The sequence below is a fragment of the Lentzea albida genome (genome assembly GCF_900111005.1).
In the GTDB taxonomy this organism is placed as follows: domain Bacteria; phylum Actinomycetota; class Actinomycetes; order Mycobacteriales; family Pseudonocardiaceae; genus Lentzea; species Lentzea albida.
On the sequence record NZ_FOFV01000004.1, the window covers coordinates 1 to 18,224 of the forward strand.

Here is an 18,224-nt window from a genome sequence, read left to right on the forward strand (position 1 = left end):
TCCTAGGCCAAGCCAACAGCCTCAACAACCTCGGCCAACTGGCATTGGCCGAGTCCGACAACGACCAAGCCCGCACGCTGTTCAACCAGGCACTATCCCTCTACCAACGCATTCAGAACCGATACGTAGCAATCACACACTGAATCCGCACGCTTCTATGAAGTGGTTCGCGCACACCAAACTCCATCGTGCGGAGCTTGGATAATCAGCCGATCATGGCCGTGACCTGCGGCTGTGGTCCCGCCGGCCGTTCCGCGGACGCACCCTGTTCCGTGCATGTTCCGTAGGCAAGCCTGTGGGCTGGTCGACGCCGTCAAGGCGGCGAGCTGTCCATGGGCGCGGCAGCCGAGCGCCGTACCCAGCTCGATCAAGCTAGCCAGTCGGCGCTCGTCCCAACCCAGGCGTCCCAAACCCAGGGCTCATGCGCTTCACGCGGCGCGTTGCCTACAGCCTGCCCAACACTGTCACTAGTCAGTCGTATCGACGTCGTCGTCATCAGTTACAAGGTCAGGGGACGCAGAAGTCTCGTTGACGGCTGAGAGCTCCATCGCTAGCCCCTGAAGATCTTTGGCCCTGATCCGCAGGAAGGCGTCGTAGTCGTCCGCCAGCGCAGCGTCTGTCGCCTCCTTCGAAACCAATGACGCACCCATCCGCGAATAGAACTCTTCGTCTCCGAGCTCTTCGCGAAGCTTACCTAGGTAGACCGAGGGAGCTTGGTCTCTGATCTTGATATTACTAATAGAAGTGAGCATAATGATATTTGCAACCTTATTAGGCTTTCCACCCGGAATCTCCCGAGTGACGTAAGCGCGGGGAAACAAGTGGTGAAACTCTTTGTCGTTATCCCACGATAGCGACTTGCCGACATCGATCTTTTGGCCAGTCAGTAGGTCCACTGGAGATTTCTGCGCCAAGAACAGTGCCAGCATTTTCGAGGTCGCACTATTAGAGCGGAAGTCACGTTGCCTCCATACTGAATCTTGAGGCGGCACGCTCGAGTTTTCAATTTCATCAGCACCGGCGGCGAACGCCTCAACCGCGCCGTAGTCGCTCGCCATGTTTCCCGTGTTCCAGCCACCAAAGTAGCTCGCGAACGTAGTTAGCCAGAACCACTTTCGAATTGCGGTATACTGCTTCTTACTGGGACTCGGAACCCGCCGGAATATCTCAGCAAGAACGGCAAATTGATTCGCGTATGGCAACGCAGAATCGCCAGGCACTCCAATCTGGGTCGAAAGAAAGTCGGCTGCCCGCTTGGCTGCCTCCGTCACTTTCTTGACCAGATCATTCAAACCATCTGCATCCAAGTCCCGCAGGGCATCCATATCTTCGGCGGAGAACCCAGAACCAGAGGCCGCAGCGACTGCGCGGAGTATGGTCTTGCGCTCGATCTTTGCAAATCTTTTCGGCTCAAGCTCTACCAAGATCGCATCGATCTTATCCACGAGATCAAACTCAGGCGACCAGGTAGCCGCTCGCATTAGATCAACGATAGTGAGTCGGGTTCCGGTACTGTTGATCCTCTCGAACACCGGACCGACATCCTGGATCGACATGTCGCCGAGCGTTACAACCGCCGTCTGATAATCAGTGAATCTGTCGAACAGCGCCCTGGCTTCGGCTTGCATTTCCGCCGAAGTGGTTATGACGCGCATGAAATATTCCGACGGGTTGGCCAGAAATCTGGTCGGAATTATATGCGCAGGTTGCTCGTCGAGCGTATCCAGGTGAATAAATCTGCCACTGCGTAGGTCGAAGGCGAGGTTCCAGACGCTGTCTGCTTTTGTGCCCGACCAGTACAGGGCTCCACATATAGTCGATAGCCTCTGCTGACCATCGAGCAAGTAGTTCACCGGATAGTCTGGCTTCGTTTCATTGATCTCCAGATCGGCGATACTTCTCTCGCTTGCCAGCTTTTGACGAGTCTGCCAGAGCAGGAGGCTTCCGATTGGGTAGTTTCGCCGAACCGAATCAAGCAAGTCGATAATCTGTGATCGCTTCCATACGAACTGCCGCTGGAATCGCGGAAGAAGTATGTCCCCCGACAGAACCCTCTGCGCTAGTTGAGTCAACCGCTCCGGAGAGGGTCTCGGATCGCGAAACGAGGGCTTTGCGGCGGCGTCGCTGTCACTCATCCCGGCAGCTTATTCGGACTCTGAAGGAAGATGTAGGTCTCATCAGGCGACACGCCAAGCCGCCCCAAGAATCTTGATCTTCGCGGTTCCTGTGGGGCCGGTCGGCCGCTGCCCCGGCCGGCCGGGGTAGGCCCTACCTCCCGTCGCCGGGCGCGGGTGGGTGGCCGAAGGCCGGGCCCCGCCCGCTTGCCCGAGCGACATAGAGGCGGGGCCGTTAAGCCCCTGCCGGTCGGGATCAGCACAGTGCGGCCGAGCGGCCCCGCAGGGGCCGCCTTGATGAAGAAAAGAAACTCTGAACACGAGGTCTCTGGCTCGCGCGCTATATCTGACATGCACTGGTGGCAGTTACCGTGGGATAGTCACAACGTGGTCTACCAGGAGAGCACTAGGGAGCAAGAGCGGCGCGAGTGGGTCACAAGACAAGAGGCGTTCAAGGACGCTGGAGAGGCCTACGAGGCGGCACTCGCGGCGGCTAAGTCCGACAGCGAGAAGAAGGACCTTCAACATGCCTTCTCTGAGTACCGGACGGCCCATCGGCAAGAAGACATCCGCCGAGGAAAACGGCTCCCCGGTACTCACGTCGCGATGCACCAGATCATGTGGGCCCGTTGGCTGGAGGTCGCCGTTGAGCATGAACTTCTCGCCCGTGAGGCCTTCCCCGAACTCCTGGCCAAGGCTAAGTCAGATGCCATCCTGCGCGAGTTCCGCGCATCCCTGGTCGCTGTGACCTCGTCGGCCTACACCGTCGAAGCGTTCTTCGGAGACATCAAGTACTTGCTTCCCGCTCCCACTACGAAGCCCAACAAGCGGCATCTGATGTTGAGCAGCGCATTCAAACTGGCGTTCGGAATGAGCGATAGCGAACACTCACGACTACAACATGACCTCGCCTGGCTCTTCGAACTCAGGGACCAAGCGGCTCATCCCTACACCGAATCGGAGCCAGCTCAAGAACATCCGGCGGGATTTTATACGGGCGCCGAGTGTTGCAAGTTCAACGCGGTTACGAGCGGGCGAGCGGTAGATATCGCACTTGCGGTCTTGAAGTATGCAGACCCGCCAACGTCACCCGCCAACAGGTGGATTGAACGCTGGACCCAGGAGCGCGCCGCGTATCACCGCCAGGTGGTTGACGCGCTCAGGGAAAAGCGACTGGACAAGCCGCTGGTTCTATCTAGCTAGCTTTGAGGGCGCATCGCGGGGAGCAGTGCGCCGGAGACGTCCAAGAAGTCTCGCACTGCTGGGGACTCGGCATGCTCCCGAAGCCGGACGCGAAGATCCGAAACGGCTTCGACCGATCGCGATGACTTCACCGTGGCTGCAAGCTTGGCGGCGGCCATGCCTGCGGATGCGGCGGCCTCCAGGTCGCGGGAGTCAATCGCCGCTCGGGCAAGCGCTGCCTGCGCCATCGAGCCACGACGCGCCCGGTTCTGCCGCTCCGCCTCGGCGATCGAAAGCCCTGCGAAGTGCGAAGCCTCCTCGGCTCGTTCGAGATCGCGGAAGACGTGGGCGTACTCGCCGTTCAGGTACGCCGGGTCGATGAACCGCGCCCACTCCGGCTCGTCCTCGGGCTTGACGTTCTCGAACGCGGTCTCCGACAGGTGGACGCTCCGTGCTGCGGCCTTTCCATCACCCATCGCCGCTTCGGCGCGACCTTGCAACGCGTACAGGTCGGCAAGGCACGCGTCCGAGTGCCCCTTGGCCAACAGCCCGGCGCGTCCGGCCTTGGCGAGCTGGACGGCGTGCTCCGGGTTGCCGGTGAGCGTCGCCTGATCCGAAAGGCCGGCCAGAACGTGGGCGCCAAGCTCCGGGCTTCCCGCGGCTTGCGCCAGGCGGAGCGACTGGATCAAGTAGCGCTGTGCAAGCGAGTGCTCGCCGTTGTCGAACGCCATCCATCCGAGCAGGTACAGCTGCTCCGCGGCTGCCTCGTAGAGGGATTGGCCATTGGGCGTTGTCGGGTCGTTCGACTTCAGCAGCGGGACAACGTGCGAGGTCAGGTAGGCCGCGAGCTGTTCACGGGCGTGGCCGCCGCCGCGCATAACGTCAAGCTCCTGGAACACGCCGAACGTGCGGCGGATCGCCTCTACCTGCTGCGTGCTGATCTTGCCGGTTGCCGTGGTCGCCTCGTCGAGCGTGGCGAGCAACCAGTCTCGACTTGGCGCGACCGATGCGGCGACGGAGAACAGTGCGCTGGACAGGAAGGTTCGGCGTTCCATGTCGTGCCTCCCAAGCTCGGCTACGACTTCCACCGTAGCCGGAAGGGAGGCGGCATATGCAAGACCAAGGTCGGAAAGTGATTTCTCTTGCGGTGCTTGGGTTTCCGCATCGCGAGAAGTTGCGTCCGCACGGAACCAACGCAGGTTCTGCGGAACCTTCAAGGCGTTGCACCAGCGCTCAAGACGTTCGAGGTCCGACTCGGGGCGTCGACGGCGTTCGATGACGCTCACCTGGCCCTGCGTGACGTCGAGCCACGCGGCCAAGGTCGACTGCGGCAGGATCGGGCTGTGCGCCTGGCGGTAGGCGCGGAAGAGCTGGCCGATGCTGCGGGACCGCAGGGCCGCTTGAATCTCCGGCTGCTCCCAGAACTCCGGGCGCTGCACCGGCGCGTGCGCGGCCTGAGCTGCCTCGCACCGGCCACACAGGGACCCCATGCGATCGGCCGCCAAGAGGGTGTCGCAGGTGCGGCAACGGCGCTTCGCGGAACTCAAACGCCACCCCTCCCGTGCTGGTCAACCCCCGGATACCAACCGAGTGTAGCGGGTCGGATACGCCCCTAACCTGGACTTATCGATGTCAGCGATACGGCTATCGGTAGTTGATATTGGATCGATGCTCCGCGCGGGCGAATGTGGTTTCACCAGGACCAGAACATGGAGGTGAAACCCGATGGGGTTCTACGTGCTGGTGCAGCCCGAAGAGGACGCACGAGTGGAGTTCGTCGAGCACGTCCAGGGGCACCCGGCGCTGATCATCAGCTGTGGGGGCTCACAGATCACGGTGCAGTCGCCGGGACGCCAGGACGGACCCTCGCTCACGATCGCGTTCGCGCGGCAGCTCGGGGACGCGGCGCGGCTCTACGCGGATCGTCTCGACGGCCTCACGCGGCTGGCACCACTCGACTTCGAGAGCTTGGCAGCTCAAGTAGGCACCACACCTGCTGAGGTCGCGGAGCGGACGGAAAGCCGTCACGCGCTTCGCGATGACGACACGTGGCCCGATGACGAGAACCCACTCGTGATCGAGGCGGGCGAGCAGAGGTGATCAGCCGTGCTGCCGAAGCACTCGCGTCATTCGCAGTGACGTACGCGGCAATCGTTGGCTGGCAACGGTTTTCCGCCTGGAGGGCAGAGCAGCCGACACGCAAGAAGAACGGCCTGTAGGAGACGGGGGAAGCACGGTGTCTGGAACCGGATGGACAGCTGAGGACCTGCGGGAGTTGCACGCCTTGTCCACGAAGCTGGTGGCCCAGGTCGAAGACCTCAACGAGCGTCTGACGCGGATTGAGGATCGTCTGAAGTGGAGCCAAAAACCTCGGCCTCGACCGCAGAAACACGCCGGCTGAGGTCGTCCAGCGCACCGCTGATCTTCCCCAGAATCTCCCGAAGCTCATGCGGGGAGCCACCTTCGGGCTCCTCCGTGTGGGCTTCGGGCTTTTTCACCACGATGGTGCCTTCGCCCTGGCGCGAGATCACCAGTCCCTCGGCCCGCAGGACGTCCAAGGCCTTCTGAAGGGTCATGACGGCGCGACCGTACTTCGTCTGCAACTCCGCCAGAGACGGCAGCTTGTCCCCCACCTGAACAGCGTCAGTCGCGACGAATCGACGCAGGTCATCAGCAATCTGCTGATACGCCGGCCGCGGGTCCGCGGGATCAAGAGCCATGCACACACTGTAGCGACAAAGCTAGCAAAGCTGAATATCACCCGATCGGACCAGTGACTCTTCTAGCTCTACTAGCTATGTTGGTAGTACTGATAGAGCAAGTCCTACTGCGAGAGGTACCAACGTGGCTCTGAACGACATCCCGGTGATCCTGACCCACTACAAGCTCATGATCACCGAAGCGCCGTGCGTGAAGATGCGCGAACTCGACGGCGGGCAGCTGGTGCCCGTGATCGACCGCCACACGAACGAAGAGCAGTTCGTGGTGGTGCTGTTCGCCAAGCCCCGACCGATGGAGGGCCGCCGCAAGGCGAAGGGCGAGGAGATCCGCGTCAACCTCCCCCGTGACCCCGGCGAGGGGTTCGAGGAGGGCGACTACATCGAGCTGATCAACCCCGTGATCAACACCTACGAGATGCGCGGGGACGACGGGAAGATCACCGCCTCCGGCCTGTGGTTCAAGGCCGACGGCCTGACCCCTGCGGCACGGATCGTGTCGGTTCCCGCGGCTTAGTCCCGCAAGCCCTGCCCGGTAGGCCGGTCGCCCGCTTCGAGTCGGGCCAGGGCACTCAATTTGTTCTTTGAGAATTACACAGTGAGTCGAACCATGCCTAAATCCGGAGCATTTCGCGTGCTCCGAGAGATTCGGTGAACCCAGGTACGCCTTCGTTCCTGGGTTTGCCGTGCCTCCCGAAAGGAGTTTCGGCATGGATGAGCGCTCGTACCCGATCAAACTCACCGACCCGGACGGCGACGACCCGCGCTTCACGTTCGGCTTCGTCCACGAGGTCGGCGAAGTCCTTACAAAGCATGGCTTTCCGGGCGTCGGCCAGAGCTGGCGAGACCACCTGGAGTTGCAGCAAGCGCTGTACCGCTTCATCTACGTGGGCGACACGAGGACTGAGAGGTTGGCCAGTTGATCCAAGAGATGTTGAACGAGCGCGCTCAGCAGCGGTACGGCGCGTTCGTCGGCGCGATGGACTTCGTTGAGGAGCTGTTGGTACCGCTGGAAAAGCTCATCAACAGCATGAGCGAGAAGCCTGGCAAGGCCGGTAGCTGGCGAGTCGCAACACCCGACCAGCTCAAGGGTTACCTGCGAACCGCGCGGAACGACCTCAGCACACTTCGCGACCAAGCCAAGCGGCACGAGATCAATTTGAAGGCCAAGGAGTGGGGAGCCTGACCGATGTCTCACCAGCTCGACAACGTCGTGTCCAACCTGGACCAGGCGATGAAGCAGCTCCGCACGGCAATGGACGGCATCCCGGTTCGCCGTGAGGGCTTCACGGACCTGCGGCGCCGGTTCGTCCGCTCGGTCAGCGTGCTGACCACGGAAGCGTCCTACGCCCGCGGGCAGCTGCCCAAGGACTAGATCCACACTGATCAACGCGGCGGCCGATCTTCGACACGTTCGAGGGTCGGCCGTCGTGCATCTACCAAGGAGTTCAACAGTGGGTTGGAAGTGGAACGCAAGCAAACGCGTCGTGGCCGCCGAGTTCCGCGCGGCGCGGTGGCTGGCCAGGAACCCGGAATGGATGCTCGCGCCGTCGGCTGTCGCGGCCGGTGCCTGCACGCTCGGACCGACGACCACCGGCTACGTGCTCGGCGGCGCGGCTGGTGCGACCGGGCTTTGGTACCGGGGTCACCCGGACTCCTTCGACACCTTGGCGGCCCCGGTACTGAGGGCCTGGCAGCGTCGGTGGTTCGGCGCCTACTCCGGGGGACGCTGGCGAGACCTTATGGACGTCCACAAGCTCACAACCGAGCACCGCCGAAAGAAGGTCACGAACTACCCGCGCGTGGTGCGTGTCCGCTCGTACTCGCCATCGATCGACACCGTGTTGGTGAAGCTCGCCAAGGGCCAGTCACCGATGCACTTCGCCCGCCAGGCCGAAGAGCTGGCGCACGCGATCGAGGCTGAGCGCATCGCAATCGAGCTGGTGAAGCCTGGTTATGTGGCGCTCGTGGTCCAACGGGACGAACCGTTCACGGACATCATCCCGGCGCCGGACATGCCCGAGCACTCCGAAGACGTCGATCTGCGGGCGGTGCTGCTGGGTGAGGACGAGTACGGCGGCGACTGGACCGAACCCGTGCAGGGCACGCACACCCTGACGGCGGGCGGTACCGGGTCGGGCAAGAACTCACTGGCGTTCGCCAAGCTGCGCTCGATGGCGCCGCTGATCAGGGACGGCATCGTCCGCCTGTGGGTCTGCGACCCGAAGTACCTGGAGTTCGCGGCCATCAAGCCGATCACGGAGAACCGCTACGCCGATGACGCGGGCGATTGCCTGGAGCTGATCGAGGCCTGGGTGGATGACATGGAGCGCACCCAGAAGCGGATGCAGCGGGCGGGCTTGCGGTCGGTCCAGCCGTCGCGTGAGTATCCGCTCAACCTGCTGATCGTGGACGAGATCGGCTCCCTGGTCGCCTACCGGCCGGAGTACGCCCGAGAGATCACGGCCCTGCTGGCTCGCGGTACCTCGATGGGGCGGGCGACCAACCACGTGGCGGACGCCTACATCCAGGAACCGGATAAGGACACGCTGAAGATCCGGGACCTGTTCCCCAACCGCGTGTGCCTGCGGGCCACCTCGCCGACGCACCCAGACATGGTGCTGGGTGAGGGTGCACGCGAACGAGGCGCCATCGCCGATCAAATCCCCGCCGTGCCCGAAACGGCCGGCATCGGCTACCGCACCGACGAACGCTCTCGCGTCCCTCGTCGGGTCCGTGCGGCGTACACGACGGACGACAACATCCGCGAACTCGTGGAGTTCGTCCGCAACGGACAGACCGGCTCCATCCGCTCGATCGCCTGACCTTCTTTCATCCCAACGCTTTTCGCCACTAATCGTGGAGGTCTTGTCATGCCCGAAAACAGCGCACCTCGACGCCTGGACGGCCTGCTCCGCTCGATCCGCGGCCACATCCGCACGCTCGGCCTGCCCCGTCCGGACCGCCTGGTCATCTCCACGCCGTCCGGCTCGGTGCACGCCGAGTTCACCTCTGGCACCGCGCCTGACCGGCTCGCGTGCCTGCTGGTCTGGGCGGCCTCGCTGCACGGTGTCGAGCTGACCTGGTCGCTGCAAGCCGCGGGAACTCTGTCGGTCGCGGCGACCGGACGGACCGGCTCCGGAATCACGCTGGGGCTGGCCGCGTCGGCCTCGGTGGTCGAGCTGGGCGGCAAGCTCAAGTCCAACTCGGCGGCAGTGCTCGCGAACGCCTTCCGGCTCTCCGCGTGCACGCCGGAACAGGTCACCTTCGATGAGGTCGCCCAGGTCGTCCAGGCCGCGCGTCGTAGCCCGTCCTCGCCGTTGGCGGTGGCCGCGTGAACACCGAACCGCACGGCTACCGCGTGCTGATGAAGCTCTTGTTCGGCGGTGAACCGCCTGCCTGGCGCGAACAGGCCGCCTGCTCCGACACCGATCCGACTCTGTTCCACACGCCCAGTCGGACGGCCGCTGCCAAGGCGGTGTGCGCCTCCTGCCCGGTACTCGCTGAGTGCCGTGAGAACCAGCTGAGTTGGGAAGCGAACGGCCCCGCTCGGTACCGAGACAACGCCTTCGGCGTCGTGGGCGGCCTGTCCGGCGCCGAACGCCGCCGCATCCACTACCCGCCCAGGAACGCAAAGGACGTGGCCTGATGAAGCTCGTACTCGCCGTCCCGGTCAACCTCCGCAGCTTCGCCCGTGCCGCTCACATCGTGCTCGCCGCTGCCGCCTCGCTGCTGTGCATGTACCTGCTGTTCGGCCTCGTTGGGCTCCTGGTGCTCGTTGCCGAACTGCTCTGGCTCGGGACCCTGCTCCGCAAGGCCGCATACGGGAAGTAGGTGGCCTGGTGCCCGAGAAGTCCAAGCACACCAAAGAAAACGAGTCCTCCGAACCTCGCGAGACTCGGACCGTTCGGCGCCTGCGGGCGCAGCTCGATGAGGCGCAGGACATCCACCAGCTCGCCGCGAACCCCTTGCTGACGGCCGTGCGGGCAGACCGCTTCCGGGTCTCGGTGACGCGCTCCATGTGGTGCTTCATGACGTGCGGCCTCGCCTTCACCGCAACCGGCGTCCAAGCCTTTCTCTCCGGGCATCTCGGGCCGTCTGACCCGATGTGGTGGGGCGCGTGGCTCGTGGAACCGGCCTTCGCCGGAATCCTGATCACGCTCCTGCGGTGGGAAGCGCAGATGCTCTCTCACGGTCTGGCGGTCGATGACCGGCCCGTCAAGTGGCTCAAGCGGGTGCTGCTCGGGGCCACGCTCGTCACCAACGTGTGGTCGTCCCTGCGGCCTCCAGACGGGCAGATCAACGCCGGGATGGTGTTCCTCCACCTCGTGATCCCGCTCGTGGTGTTCCTGCTGGCCGAAGTCATGCCGGTCATTCAGCAGCGCTGCAACGCCGCGCGTGATCTGGCCGCTCAGGTCGTCGCTCCCGCTTCCAACAACCCTGTTGCTGCCCTGGCACCCACTCGGACTGCCCTGCGGCTTCCTGGACACCTCCAGGGCGCGTTGGACGCCAAGGCGAACGAGGTCCGCAACCAAGGCCGTGCGCTGACCGCGCAGGACGTCCAGGACGCGCTCAACGTGCCTGCGGACTACGCAGAACGCATCGCCGCACAGCTTGCGGCCTGACCTATCTCGATCTACGCGGGGCATGACCAGAACACCGGTCGTGCCCCGCCTTTTCGTTTCTGCACAACGGAAGGAGCGTCATCCGTGCTCACTCTGGAAGACCGCATCTCCGCGCGCGTCAAGGCGGTCGACTTCCGGGCGTGGCGAGACCGGGTGACCGCAATCGGTGGTTGCGCCGCGCCCATCCGGCTGTCCGGCGCCTTCCAACTCCAGGACCTCAACGGCGGCGTGATCGAACACATCGGCGGGGACGTCATGGTCCCGTGCGGCAACCGCCGAGAGTCGGTCTGCCCCGCCTGCTCCGACCGGTACGCGGCCGACGCCTACCACCTGATGCACGCGGGCCTGGCCGGTGGCAGCAAGGGCGTTCCCGCGGACGTCTCCGAGAAGCCTCGGGTGTTCGCCACACTCACCGCGCCGTCGTTCGGGCCGGTCCACAACCGACCAACCACCACGTCGGGCAAGGTCCGGCCCTGCACGGGCTGCGGCGAATGGCACCACGGCGACGATCCCCGCCTCGGTGGCGCCGTCGACCCCGCCACCTACGACTACACCGGCGCGGTGCTCTGGCAGGCACACGCGGGCAAGCTGTGGCATCGGTTCACCATCGCCCTGCGCCGCAAGCTCGCTGGCGCGGCCGGCCTGAAGGTCTCCGAGTTCAAGCACCACGCCCGGCTCTCGTACGCCAAGGTCGCCGAATACCAGCGGCGAGGCCTCGTCCACTTCCACGCGGTCGTTCGCGTCGACGGACCGGACGGCTCACACGACCCCACCCCGGCGTGGGCCACGGCCGAACTGCTCGGCGACTGCATCAAGGCCGCGGCTCGCTCGGTCGGGATCGACACCACGCGGCCAGACGGCTCGACGCTGCGCCTCCTCTGGGGCGAACAGGTCGACACCAGGGGCATTCGGGCGGCCAACGCCTCCCAGGTGGAGGACGAGTTCGGGGAGATCAGTGAGGCCCGGTTGGCGGGCTACGTCGCCAAGTACGCCACCAAGGGCACAGGAGCGAAAGACACGGCGGAACGGCCGATCCGCTCCCAGCTGGACATCGACGTCCTACACATCTCCGAGCACCACCGGCGGATGGTGCAGACCGCCTGGGACCTCGGTGGCCTAGCCGACTTCGAGGAACTGAACCTGCGCAAGTGGGCGCACATGCTCGGGTTCCGCGGCCACTTCCTCACGAAGTCCAAGCACTACTCGACCACGTTCCGCGCCATTCGCGAGGAACGCCGCACTTTCCGCACTCGCGAGATGTTCGAACGCCTCGACCTCGACCCGGACGCCGTGATCGTCGTCAACGACTGGCAGTACGCCGGGTCCGGCTACGACAACGACGCGGAACGCGAGCTCGCAGCCGGCATCGCCGAGCGGGTCCGAGCTCAACGCCTGCGCAAGTACGAAAGGGAGGTAGCGGCATGAGTGAGCAACTGTGGGACGTCGGCCAAGTCGCCGCGTACCTCCGGGTCACCGTGGCCACGGTCTACGGCTGGCGAACCAAGAAGTACGGCCCCAAGGGTCGACGCGTCGGCAAGCACGTCCGGTGGGACCCGGACGAGGTTCGGGCCTGGTACCTCGCGCAACCGGCGGAGGTGGCGTGATGGGCCACGTACAGGACCGGTGGTTCACCACTGTCAAGGACCCGAACAACCCCAAGAAGACCGTGCAGCAACCAACTTCGCGTTGCGGTGTTGGGAAGCGCTACCGGGCTCGGGTGATCGGGCCTGACGGCGGCGAGATCTCCGAGAGCTTCGCAGACGGTCAGGACAAGGCAGCTCAGGAGTGGATCAACACCACCGAAGCGAAGATCACGCTCGGCATCTACGAAGCTCCACAAGCTTCCAAGAAGTCGAAGGGGATGCCTGACCTGAAGTCGTTCGCGTCGGACTACGTCGCTGACCACGACATGGATGAGGCCTCACGCGAGGTGCTGGAGATGAGGTTCAGGAAGCACATCTTTCCGCACCTCGGAGAGAAGCCGCTCGATGAGATTAACGCGTCGGCTCTGAGGTCGTGGGACAGCAAGCTCCGCAAGGACAAGCTGTCGGACCAGTACCGGCACACGCTGTTCATGAACCTGTCGGCGGTCCTGAACGCTGCTGTCGATGATGAGGTGATCGACAAGAACCCGTGTGAGGGCAAGTCGGTCAAGAAGCCGAAGCCGACCAAGAAGAAGGTCGTGCCGTGGCCGGCCGCCCGCGTCTCGGCCGTTCGACGGGGCTTGCCCGAGCGCTTTCGAGTCGGGACGGACCTCGGTGCAGGGCTCGGTATGCGCCAGGGTGAGTGCTTCGGGGTCGCGGTGGAGGACATCGACCGCGAGGGGCGAGAAGTGCACATCGTCCGGCAGCTCAAGACCGTGAGGAACACGCTCGTCTTCGCGTTGCCCAAGAACAAGAAGACCCGCAGTGTGCCGCTTCCGGACCACGTCGAACGCACGATCGACGAACACATCGAGCGGTTCCCGCCGATCCGAATCACTCTGCCGTGGGAAACGCCAGACGGTCCGCTGGTGACAGTCGAGCTGATCATGACGTCGATGAGGGGGCTCCCGATCCGGGCGAACGACTTCGACCGGAACTACTGGAAGCCCGCGCTCGTCGGGGCTGGGGTGCCCGCAGGTCGTTACGAGAACGGCATGCACGACCTGCGCCACCTGTACGCCTCGGTCCTGCTCGACGGCGGCGAGTCGATCAAGACCGTGTCGGAACTGCTCGGGCACGCGGACCCCGCGTTCACCCTTGCGACCTACACGCACCTGATCCCCGAGAACATCCCTCGGACCAAGGGCGTGATTGACGGGTTCCTGAGCCAACTCCGCGGCTGACGGCCCGGAGACGGCCCAAGCCTCCGCCAGGACCCGTAAGTGCAGGTCAAGGCAGGTTCCCGGACAAATCGACAAGATCTTCTGGGAGACCAAGCAGGGCTGAGCCCTTTGCTTTGTGAACGACGCTGACCAGCGAAGACCTCTTTCGCCGGTCAGCGTCGTTTCTTTTTGGGTCAGGCGGCTTCCAGGACGAAGAACACGAAGCTCAGGAAGGCCCCGTTCGGGAACTCCGCCATCTCGTCGGGGAAGAGCTCACGGGCCTCCGGCGCCGCGGGCGGCTCGCTGATGACGGCCGTGCGGAAGCCCGCAGCGGTGAAGGCGTCCGTCATCGCGTGCAGAGGCCGGTGCCAGTAGGTGAGCGTGGCCTTCTGACCGTTGAAGTCGTACTCGTCGGTCCATTTGGTGGTCGCGAAGTAGTTGGCCTTGCGATTGATGAGCGGGAGCAGGAGCGGGTGGTTGACGGCCATGATCAGCCGGCCACCGGGCTTCAGCACCCGCCGCAGCTCGGCCAGCGGTGACGCCCAGTCCTCCAGGTAGTGCAGGACCAGGGCGGCGACGCAGTCGTCGAACGCGGCGTCGGGGTACGGCAGCGGCTGACTGATGTCCGCCACCCGCAGGTCCGCGTCGTCGCCGAGGCGTTGCCGGGCCAGCTCCACCATCTTCGCGCTGCGGTCGAAGCCTGCCACGACGGCGCCCTTGTCGCGCAGCGCCTTGGACGTGGGGCCGGAGCCGCACCCGGCGTCCAGGATCCGCCGGCCGGTGACGTCGCCGGCCAGGTTCACGATCGCGGGCAGGGTGTAGTACGCGTTGAGGAGGCTGGTCTCGTTCACGGCCGCGTACCCCTCGGCGAAGAGGTCGTAGTCGTTCTCCACGGCGACGTCGGTGGAACTCCGGGTTTCGGAAGACATGTCGCCATACTGCCGACTTGTCGATCAGCGGTGCCGTTCTACAGCCCGAAGGCGCCGCCCTCCACGAGGATGAGCACGCCGATCCCGATCAGCACCACGGGCAGGACGACGTGCCCCCACCTCGACAGCACCGCGGCGACGGCCGGGCGCGTGGCGAAGAACCGGCCCGCCGCGACCCACACGGCGACCAGGACCAGGAACACGGTCACGTAGACCGCCATGCCACCTGGCCCAGAGGTGGCGAACACCGGCACGTAGACGCCGATGTTGTCGCCGCCGTTGGCGAAGGTGACGGCGGCGACGGCCAGAGCCGTCGGACCGCCGCCCTCCGCGTTCCGCTCCTCGTCGGGGTCGTTGCGGTGCCTCCACGCCTGGACGGCGGCCTTGACGCCGAGCGCCAGGGGCAGCAGACCGAGGTACGGGACGGCCGCCTCCGGCAGGAACGTCGCGCCGAAAGCCGCTGCGACGGCGACCGCGAGGATGCCCGCGAAACCGAAGTACTGGCCGAGCGCGATGGTGCGGGTCGTGCCGCGGTGGCCGGCGCCTTGGGCGAAGAACAGCGCCAGGATCACGATGTCGTCGACGTTGGTGACGGCGAACAGTCCTGCCGCCCTGCCGATCGTGCCCACATCCATGATCAACGATTGCACAGACCTCAGCGGCCGGGCTTGACCGCACGGACGATCGCGGAGTGCATCCCGTCCGCCACCTCGTGGGTCGGCGTGATCTCCACGCCTGTGAAGCCCGCCGCCTCGAGGCCTTCCCGGTACTCGGTGAACGACAGCGCCCCGGCGATGCACCCGACGTAGCTGCCGCGCTCGGCCCGCTGCCCTGGCGTCAGGTCGTCGTCGGAGACGACATCCGAGACACCGATCCGGCCACCGGGCTTGAGGACGCGGAACGTCTCGGCGAACACGGCGGGCTTGTCGGTCGACAGGTTGATCACGCAGTTGGAGATCACGACGTCGATCGTGCCGGCGGGCAACGGGATCGCCTCGATGTCGCCCTTCAGGAACTCGACGTTCGTCACGCCCGCCTTGGCGGTGTTGGCCAACGCCAGGGCCAGCATCTCCTCGGTCATGTCGAGGCCGTAGGCCTTGCCGGTCGGGCCGACGCGGCGGGCGGAGAGCAGGACGTCGATCCCGCCTCCGGAACCGAGGTCCAGGACGCGCTCGCCCTCGTTCAGCTCGGCGACGGCGGTCGGGTTGCCGCACCCGAGCGAGGCCGCGACGGCCTCGGCCGGCAGGGCTTCGCGGTCGTCGGCGGCGTAGAGGGTCGAGCCGAAGTTCTCGTCGGTCTCGATCGGCTGGGGTCCACAACACGCCGTGCCGCCGTCGGTCACCTTCACGGCTGCCGCGGCGTAGCGCTGGCGCACGACCTCCCGCAGGTCGGTTGACGACTCGCTCATCTCTGCCCCTCACGTCGTTGTATCGATGTCGATCGATACAACCTTGCGCCTTGGTTCGAAGAACGTCAAGATAGAAGCATGTCGAATCAAGAGCCGGGCGGCTGCCGCGGCACGGTGAGCGCCGCGCCGCTGGACGCCGGCCAGGCCGTCGAGCTGGCCGCCGTCTTCAAGGCCCTGGGCGACCCGGTGCGGCTGCGGTTGCTGTCGATGATCGCGTCCCGCGAGGGCGGCGAGGTCTGCGTGTGCGAGCTGACCCCCGCCTTCGACCTGGCTCAGCCGACGATCTCCCACCACCTCAAGCTGCTGCGGCAGGCCGGGCTGGTGGACTGCGAACGGCGCGGGACCTGGGTGTACTACTGGGCTCTGCCCGCCACCCTCGACCGGCTCGCCGGGTTCCTGCGCACCTCCGTGACCACGTGACCGGCTCGCTCCGACGCCGGGCGGCCGCGGAAGCGCTCGGCACCGCGGCGCTGGTGGCCGTGGTCGTCGGCTCCGGGATGCAGGCCGCGACGTTGTCCCCGGACGTCGGCGTGCAGCTGCTCGCGAACTCGTTGGCCACGGTGTTCGGCCTCGGCGTGCTGATCGCGTTGTTCGGCCCCGTGTCGGGGGCGCACTTCAACCCCGTGGTGACGCTGGCCGCGTGGTTCGTGCACCGCCCGCCGCTCAGGGAGGCAGGCGTCTACGTCAGCGCGCAGACGGCCGGGGCGATCGCCGGTGCGGTCGTGGCCAACGCGATGTTCGCCGAGCCGCTCGTCGCCTGGTCGACCCACCAGCGCGACGCCGGGAACCTGCTCGTCGGTGAGGTCGTGGCCACGGCGGGACTCGTCGCGCTGATCTTCGGCCTGCTCCGGTCCGGCAGGGAGAGCCTGCTCCCGGTGGCCGTGGCGGCCTTCATCGGCTCCGCCTACTGGTTCACGTCCTCGACCTCGTTCGCGAACCCGGCCGTCACGGTCGGCCGCGCCTTCACCGACACCTTCGCCGGGATCGCGCCCTCGTCCGTCGCCCCGTTCATCGCCGCCCAACTCCTCGGCGGCGTGGTCGGCCTGGTGGTCGTCGCCCTCGTCTTCAAGAGCCCGCACCCGTCCCGCGCCAAGGAGCCAACGCCGTGAGCCGTCCGTCCGTGCTGTTCGTCTGCGTGCACAACGCCGGCCGTTCCCAGATGGCCGCCGCCTTCCTGACCCACCTCGCCGGGGACCGCGTCGAGGTCCGCTCGGCGGGCTCGGCACCGGCCGGCGCGGTCAACCCGTCCGTCGTGGCGGCCATGGAGGAGGTCGGGATCGACATCTCCCGGGAGACGCCCAAGGTCCTGACCACCGACGCGGTGCGGGCCTCGGACGTCGTGATCACGATGGGCTGCGGGGACGCCTGCCCGTTCTTCCCGGGCAAGCGCTACCTGGACTGGACCCTCGAGGACCCGGCGGGCCAGGGCGTCGAGGCGGTCCGGCCCATCCGCGACGAGATCGAACGGCGGGTGCGCGGCCTCATCGAGGAGATCGGCTGACCCGCGCTCCCCTGCTCAGGCGGGCACCACGTCGGTCGACCGCGAGAGCTCCTGCCAGGTCTCGAGCTCCGCGCCGACGGCCGCGATCTTCGTGCGGACGTCGGCGAGCGTGGAGGTGCCCAGCGGCAGCCACGCCGGCATCTCCGGCAGGTCCGCGACGGTCAGGACCGCCTGAGCGGCCTTCGCCGGGTCGCCTTCCTGCAGGCCGTGGTTGGCCCCGGCCCACTCCCGCGACGCGCCACCGGTGGACGCGTAGTCGTCGATGACCCGTTCCACCTGGGCCAGCGACGACGAGGCGAGGAAGTCGGTGCGCAGCGGACCCGGCTGCACCGAGGTGACCTGGATGCCGAGGGGCGCGAGTTCGAGGCGCAGCGCCTCGGTGATGCCCTCGAGCGCGAACTTCGTGGCGCTGTAGACGCCCCAGCCCGCCCACGCGACGACGCCGCCGGTCGAGCTGATGTTGAGGATGCGGCCACCGCGGGCGGCGCGCAGGACAGGCGTGACCGCGCGCAGGACGGTCAGCAGGCCGAAGACGTTGATGTCGAAGACCGCGCGGGCCTCGGCGTCGCTGGTCTCCTCGACGGCGCCGACGAGGCCGCGGCCCGCGTTGTTCACGAGGACGTCGATGCCGCCGAACCGGGCGACCGCCGCCCGCACGGCCGCATCGGCCTGGTCCTGGGACGTGACGTCGAGCGGCAGGGCGAGCAGAGCGTCGGACCGGCCGAGGGCCTCCTCGATCGCGCGGGGGTCGCGAGCGGTGGCCACGACCGAATGGCCCCGCTCCAGCGCGGCCTTCGCGATCTCCAGACCCAGGCCGCGGGATGCTCCGGTGACGAACCAAACGGACACGGTGTTCTCCTCAGCAGGACGTGGTTGACGCTTTCCATTACGTCCCACCGCAACCCCGATTCGAAGGGGATGACTGGTACCCCTGATCGTGGC

24 protein-coding genes are annotated in these 18,224 nt (G+C 65.8%); 17 read left to right on the plus strand and 7 right to left on the minus strand.

Annotated features, from left to right (window positions below; genetic code table 11):
- Positions 1–467: 467 nt before the first annotated feature.
- The gene (locus tag BMY74_RS11850) at positions 468–2,135 is read right to left on the minus strand and encodes a GmrSD restriction endonuclease domain-containing protein (protein ID WP_089914364.1); all 1,668 of its coding nucleotides are present in this window, start codon (positions 2,133–2,135) and stop codon (positions 468–470) included.
- 366 nt (positions 2,136–2,501) lie between these two features.
- On the opposite strand from BMY74_RS11850, the gene BMY74_RS11855 reads away from it, so the two are divergent.
- Positions 2,502–3,317: a hypothetical protein gene (locus BMY74_RS11855; protein WP_143091546.1), complete on the plus strand. Its 816-nt coding sequence runs from the start codon at positions 2,502–2,504 to the stop codon at positions 3,315–3,317.
- Here the strand turns inward: BMY74_RS11855 and BMY74_RS11860 are convergent.
- Positions 3,314–4,843 (minus strand): helix-turn-helix domain-containing protein, encoded by a 1,530-nt coding sequence (locus BMY74_RS11860; protein WP_177229705.1) that lies wholly within the window; start codon positions 4,841–4,843, stop codon positions 3,314–3,316. The two genes, BMY74_RS11855 and BMY74_RS11860, sit on opposite strands and share 4 nt — an antisense overlap.
- A 178-nt stretch (positions 4,844–5,021) precedes the next feature.
- On the opposite strand from BMY74_RS11860, the gene BMY74_RS11865 reads away from it, so the two are divergent.
- Positions 5,022–5,396: a hypothetical protein gene (locus tag BMY74_RS11865; RefSeq protein WP_177229706.1), complete on the plus strand. Its 375-nt coding sequence runs from the start codon at positions 5,022–5,024 to the stop codon at positions 5,394–5,396.
- 218 nt (positions 5,397–5,614) lie between these two features.
- Here the strand turns inward: BMY74_RS11865 and BMY74_RS11870 are convergent, their stop codons facing one another.
- Complete coding sequence (locus BMY74_RS11870) at positions 5,615–6,016, minus strand: GntR family transcriptional regulator (protein ID WP_089915639.1); 402 nt, start codon at positions 6,014–6,016, stop codon at positions 5,615–5,617.
- 124 nt (positions 6,017–6,140) lie between these two features.
- Between BMY74_RS11870 and BMY74_RS11875 the strand changes: the two genes are divergently transcribed.
- From BMY74_RS11875 to BMY74_RS11930, 12 genes are all read left to right on the plus strand, one after another.
- Positions 6,141–6,530 (plus strand): hypothetical protein, encoded by a 390-nt coding sequence (locus BMY74_RS11875; protein WP_089914370.1) that lies wholly within the window; start codon positions 6,141–6,143, stop codon positions 6,528–6,530.
- Between the two features lie 193 nt (positions 6,531–6,723).
- Positions 6,724–6,936 (plus strand): hypothetical protein, encoded by a 213-nt coding sequence (locus tag BMY74_RS11880; RefSeq protein WP_089914373.1) that lies wholly within the window; start codon positions 6,724–6,726, stop codon positions 6,934–6,936.
- Complete coding sequence (locus BMY74_RS11885; RefSeq protein ID WP_245786061.1) at positions 6,933–7,199, plus strand: hypothetical protein; 267 nt, start codon at positions 6,933–6,935, stop codon at positions 7,197–7,199. Before BMY74_RS11880 ends, BMY74_RS11885 begins: the two co-directional genes overlap by 4 nt.
- Positions 7,200–7,202: 3 nt before the next feature.
- Complete coding sequence (locus BMY74_RS11890; protein ID WP_089914379.1) at positions 7,203–7,388, plus strand: hypothetical protein; 186 nt, start codon at positions 7,203–7,205, stop codon at positions 7,386–7,388.
- A gap of 79 nt (positions 7,389–7,467) precedes the next feature.
- A complete protein-coding gene (locus BMY74_RS11895) occupies positions 7,468–8,838 on the plus strand; it encodes an FtsK/SpoIIIE domain-containing protein (RefSeq protein WP_245786062.1) in 1,371 nt (456 codons plus the stop codon).
- 48 nt (positions 8,839–8,886) lie between these two features.
- Positions 8,887–9,351 (plus strand): hypothetical protein, encoded by a 465-nt coding sequence (locus BMY74_RS11900; protein ID WP_089914382.1) that lies wholly within the window; start codon positions 8,887–8,889, stop codon positions 9,349–9,351.
- A complete protein-coding gene (locus tag BMY74_RS11905) occupies positions 9,348–9,662 on the plus strand; it encodes a WhiB family transcriptional regulator (protein ID WP_245786063.1) in 315 nt (104 codons plus the stop codon). The genes BMY74_RS11900 and BMY74_RS11905 overlap by 4 nt, the downstream gene beginning before the upstream one ends.
- A complete protein-coding gene (locus tag BMY74_RS11910; protein ID WP_089914385.1) occupies positions 9,662–9,847 on the plus strand; it encodes a hypothetical protein in 186 nt (61 codons plus the stop codon). The genes BMY74_RS11905 and BMY74_RS11910 overlap by 1 nt, the downstream gene beginning before the upstream one ends.
- 8 nt (positions 9,848–9,855) lie before the next feature.
- On the plus strand, positions 9,856–10,638 hold the full coding sequence (locus BMY74_RS11915) for a hypothetical protein (RefSeq protein WP_089914387.1): 783 nt from the start codon (positions 9,856–9,858) through the stop codon (positions 10,636–10,638).
- Positions 10,639–10,722: 84 nt separating this feature from the next.
- Positions 10,723–12,063: a replication initiator gene (locus BMY74_RS11920; RefSeq protein WP_089914390.1), complete on the plus strand. Its 1,341-nt coding sequence runs from the start codon at positions 10,723–10,725 to the stop codon at positions 12,061–12,063.
- Positions 12,060–12,242, plus strand: a complete 183-nt coding sequence (locus BMY74_RS11925) for a helix-turn-helix transcriptional regulator (RefSeq protein ID WP_089914393.1) — start codon at positions 12,060–12,062, stop codon at positions 12,240–12,242. Before BMY74_RS11920 ends, BMY74_RS11925 begins: the two co-directional genes overlap by 4 nt.
- Complete coding sequence (locus tag BMY74_RS11930; RefSeq protein ID WP_089914396.1) at positions 12,242–13,465, plus strand: tyrosine-type recombinase/integrase; 1,224 nt, start codon at positions 12,242–12,244, stop codon at positions 13,463–13,465. Before BMY74_RS11925 ends, BMY74_RS11930 begins: the two co-directional genes overlap by 1 nt.
- Before the next feature lie 173 nt (positions 13,466–13,638).
- Here the strand turns inward: BMY74_RS11930 and BMY74_RS11935 are convergent, their stop codons facing one another.
- The 3 genes from BMY74_RS11935 to arsM are packed head-to-tail and all read right to left on the minus strand — an operon-like array spanning position 13,639 to position 15,781.
- Entirely contained in the window at positions 13,639–14,373 is a 735-nt protein-coding gene (locus BMY74_RS11935) for a class I SAM-dependent methyltransferase (protein ID WP_089914399.1), read from the minus strand.
- Between the two features lie 38 nt (positions 14,374–14,411).
- Entirely contained in the window at positions 14,412–15,008 is a 597-nt protein-coding gene (locus BMY74_RS11940) for a cadmium resistance transporter (RefSeq protein WP_089914402.1), read from the minus strand.
- Between the two features lie 20 nt (positions 15,009–15,028).
- Entirely contained in the window at positions 15,029–15,781 is a 753-nt protein-coding gene (gene arsM / locus BMY74_RS11945) for an arsenite methyltransferase (RefSeq protein WP_089914404.1), read from the minus strand.
- A gap of 78 nt (positions 15,782–15,859) precedes the next feature.
- Here arsM and BMY74_RS11950 point away from each other — a divergent pair, with 78 nt between their 5' ends.
- The 3 genes from BMY74_RS11950 to BMY74_RS11960 are packed head-to-tail and all read left to right on the plus strand — an operon-like array spanning position 15,860 to position 17,282.
- On the plus strand, positions 15,860–16,201 hold the full coding sequence (locus tag BMY74_RS11950) for an ArsR/SmtB family transcription factor (RefSeq protein WP_089914407.1): 342 nt from the start codon (positions 15,860–15,862) through the stop codon (positions 16,199–16,201).
- On the plus strand, positions 16,198–16,890 hold the full coding sequence (locus BMY74_RS11955) for an aquaporin (protein ID WP_089914410.1): 693 nt from the start codon (positions 16,198–16,200) through the stop codon (positions 16,888–16,890). The genes BMY74_RS11950 and BMY74_RS11955 overlap by 4 nt, the downstream gene beginning before the upstream one ends.
- Positions 16,887–17,282, plus strand: a complete 396-nt coding sequence (locus BMY74_RS11960; RefSeq protein WP_218159611.1) for an arsenate reductase ArsC — start codon at positions 16,887–16,889, stop codon at positions 17,280–17,282. Before BMY74_RS11955 ends, BMY74_RS11960 begins: the two co-directional genes overlap by 4 nt.
- A 15-nt stretch (positions 17,283–17,297) precedes the next feature.
- Here BMY74_RS11960 and BMY74_RS11965 read toward each other — a convergent pair whose 3' ends face one another.
- Positions 17,298–18,131, minus strand: coding sequence for an oxidoreductase (locus BMY74_RS11965; protein ID WP_089914413.1), 834 nt, complete (start codon positions 18,129–18,131; stop codon positions 17,298–17,300).
- Positions 18,132–18,224: the final 93 nt, after the last annotated feature.

Bases quoted from the DNA above. Each gene is read 5' to 3' on its own strand.
- BMY74_RS11850 (WP_089914364.1), bottom strand. From the start codon at position 2,135: ATGAGTGACAGCGACGCCGCCGCAAAGCCCTCGTTTCGCGATCCGAGA.
- BMY74_RS11865 (WP_177229706.1), top strand. From the start codon at position 5,022: ATGGGGTTCTACGTGCTGGTGCAGCCCGAAGAGGACGCACGAGTGGAG.
- BMY74_RS11870 (WP_089915639.1), bottom strand. From the start codon at position 6,016: ATGGCTCTTGATCCCGCGGACCCGCGGCCGGCGTATCAGCAGATTGCT.
- BMY74_RS11880 (WP_089914373.1), top strand. From the start codon at position 6,724: ATGGATGAGCGCTCGTACCCGATCAAACTCACCGACCCGGACGGCGAC.
- BMY74_RS11890 (WP_089914379.1), top strand. From the start codon at position 7,203: ATGTCTCACCAGCTCGACAACGTCGTGTCCAACCTGGACCAGGCGATG.
- BMY74_RS11900 (WP_089914382.1), top strand. From the start codon at position 8,887: ATGCCCGAAAACAGCGCACCTCGACGCCTGGACGGCCTGCTCCGCTCG.
- BMY74_RS11910 (WP_089914385.1), top strand. From the start codon at position 9,662: ATGAAGCTCGTACTCGCCGTCCCGGTCAACCTCCGCAGCTTCGCCCGT.
- BMY74_RS11925 (WP_089914393.1), top strand. From the start codon at position 12,060: ATGAGTGAGCAACTGTGGGACGTCGGCCAAGTCGCCGCGTACCTCCGG.
- BMY74_RS11930 (WP_089914396.1), top strand. From the start codon at position 12,242: ATGGGCCACGTACAGGACCGGTGGTTCACCACTGTCAAGGACCCGAAC.
- BMY74_RS11935 (WP_089914399.1), bottom strand. From the start codon at position 14,373: ATGTCTTCCGAAACCCGGAGTTCCACCGACGTCGCCGTGGAGAACGAC.
- BMY74_RS11940 (WP_089914402.1), bottom strand. From the start codon at position 15,008: ATGGATGTGGGCACGATCGGCAGGGCGGCAGGACTGTTCGCCGTCACC.
- arsM (WP_089914404.1), bottom strand. From the start codon at position 15,781: ATGAGCGAGTCGTCAACCGACCTGCGGGAGGTCGTGCGCCAGCGCTAC.
- BMY74_RS11950 (WP_089914407.1), top strand. From the start codon at position 15,860: ATGTCGAATCAAGAGCCGGGCGGCTGCCGCGGCACGGTGAGCGCCGCG.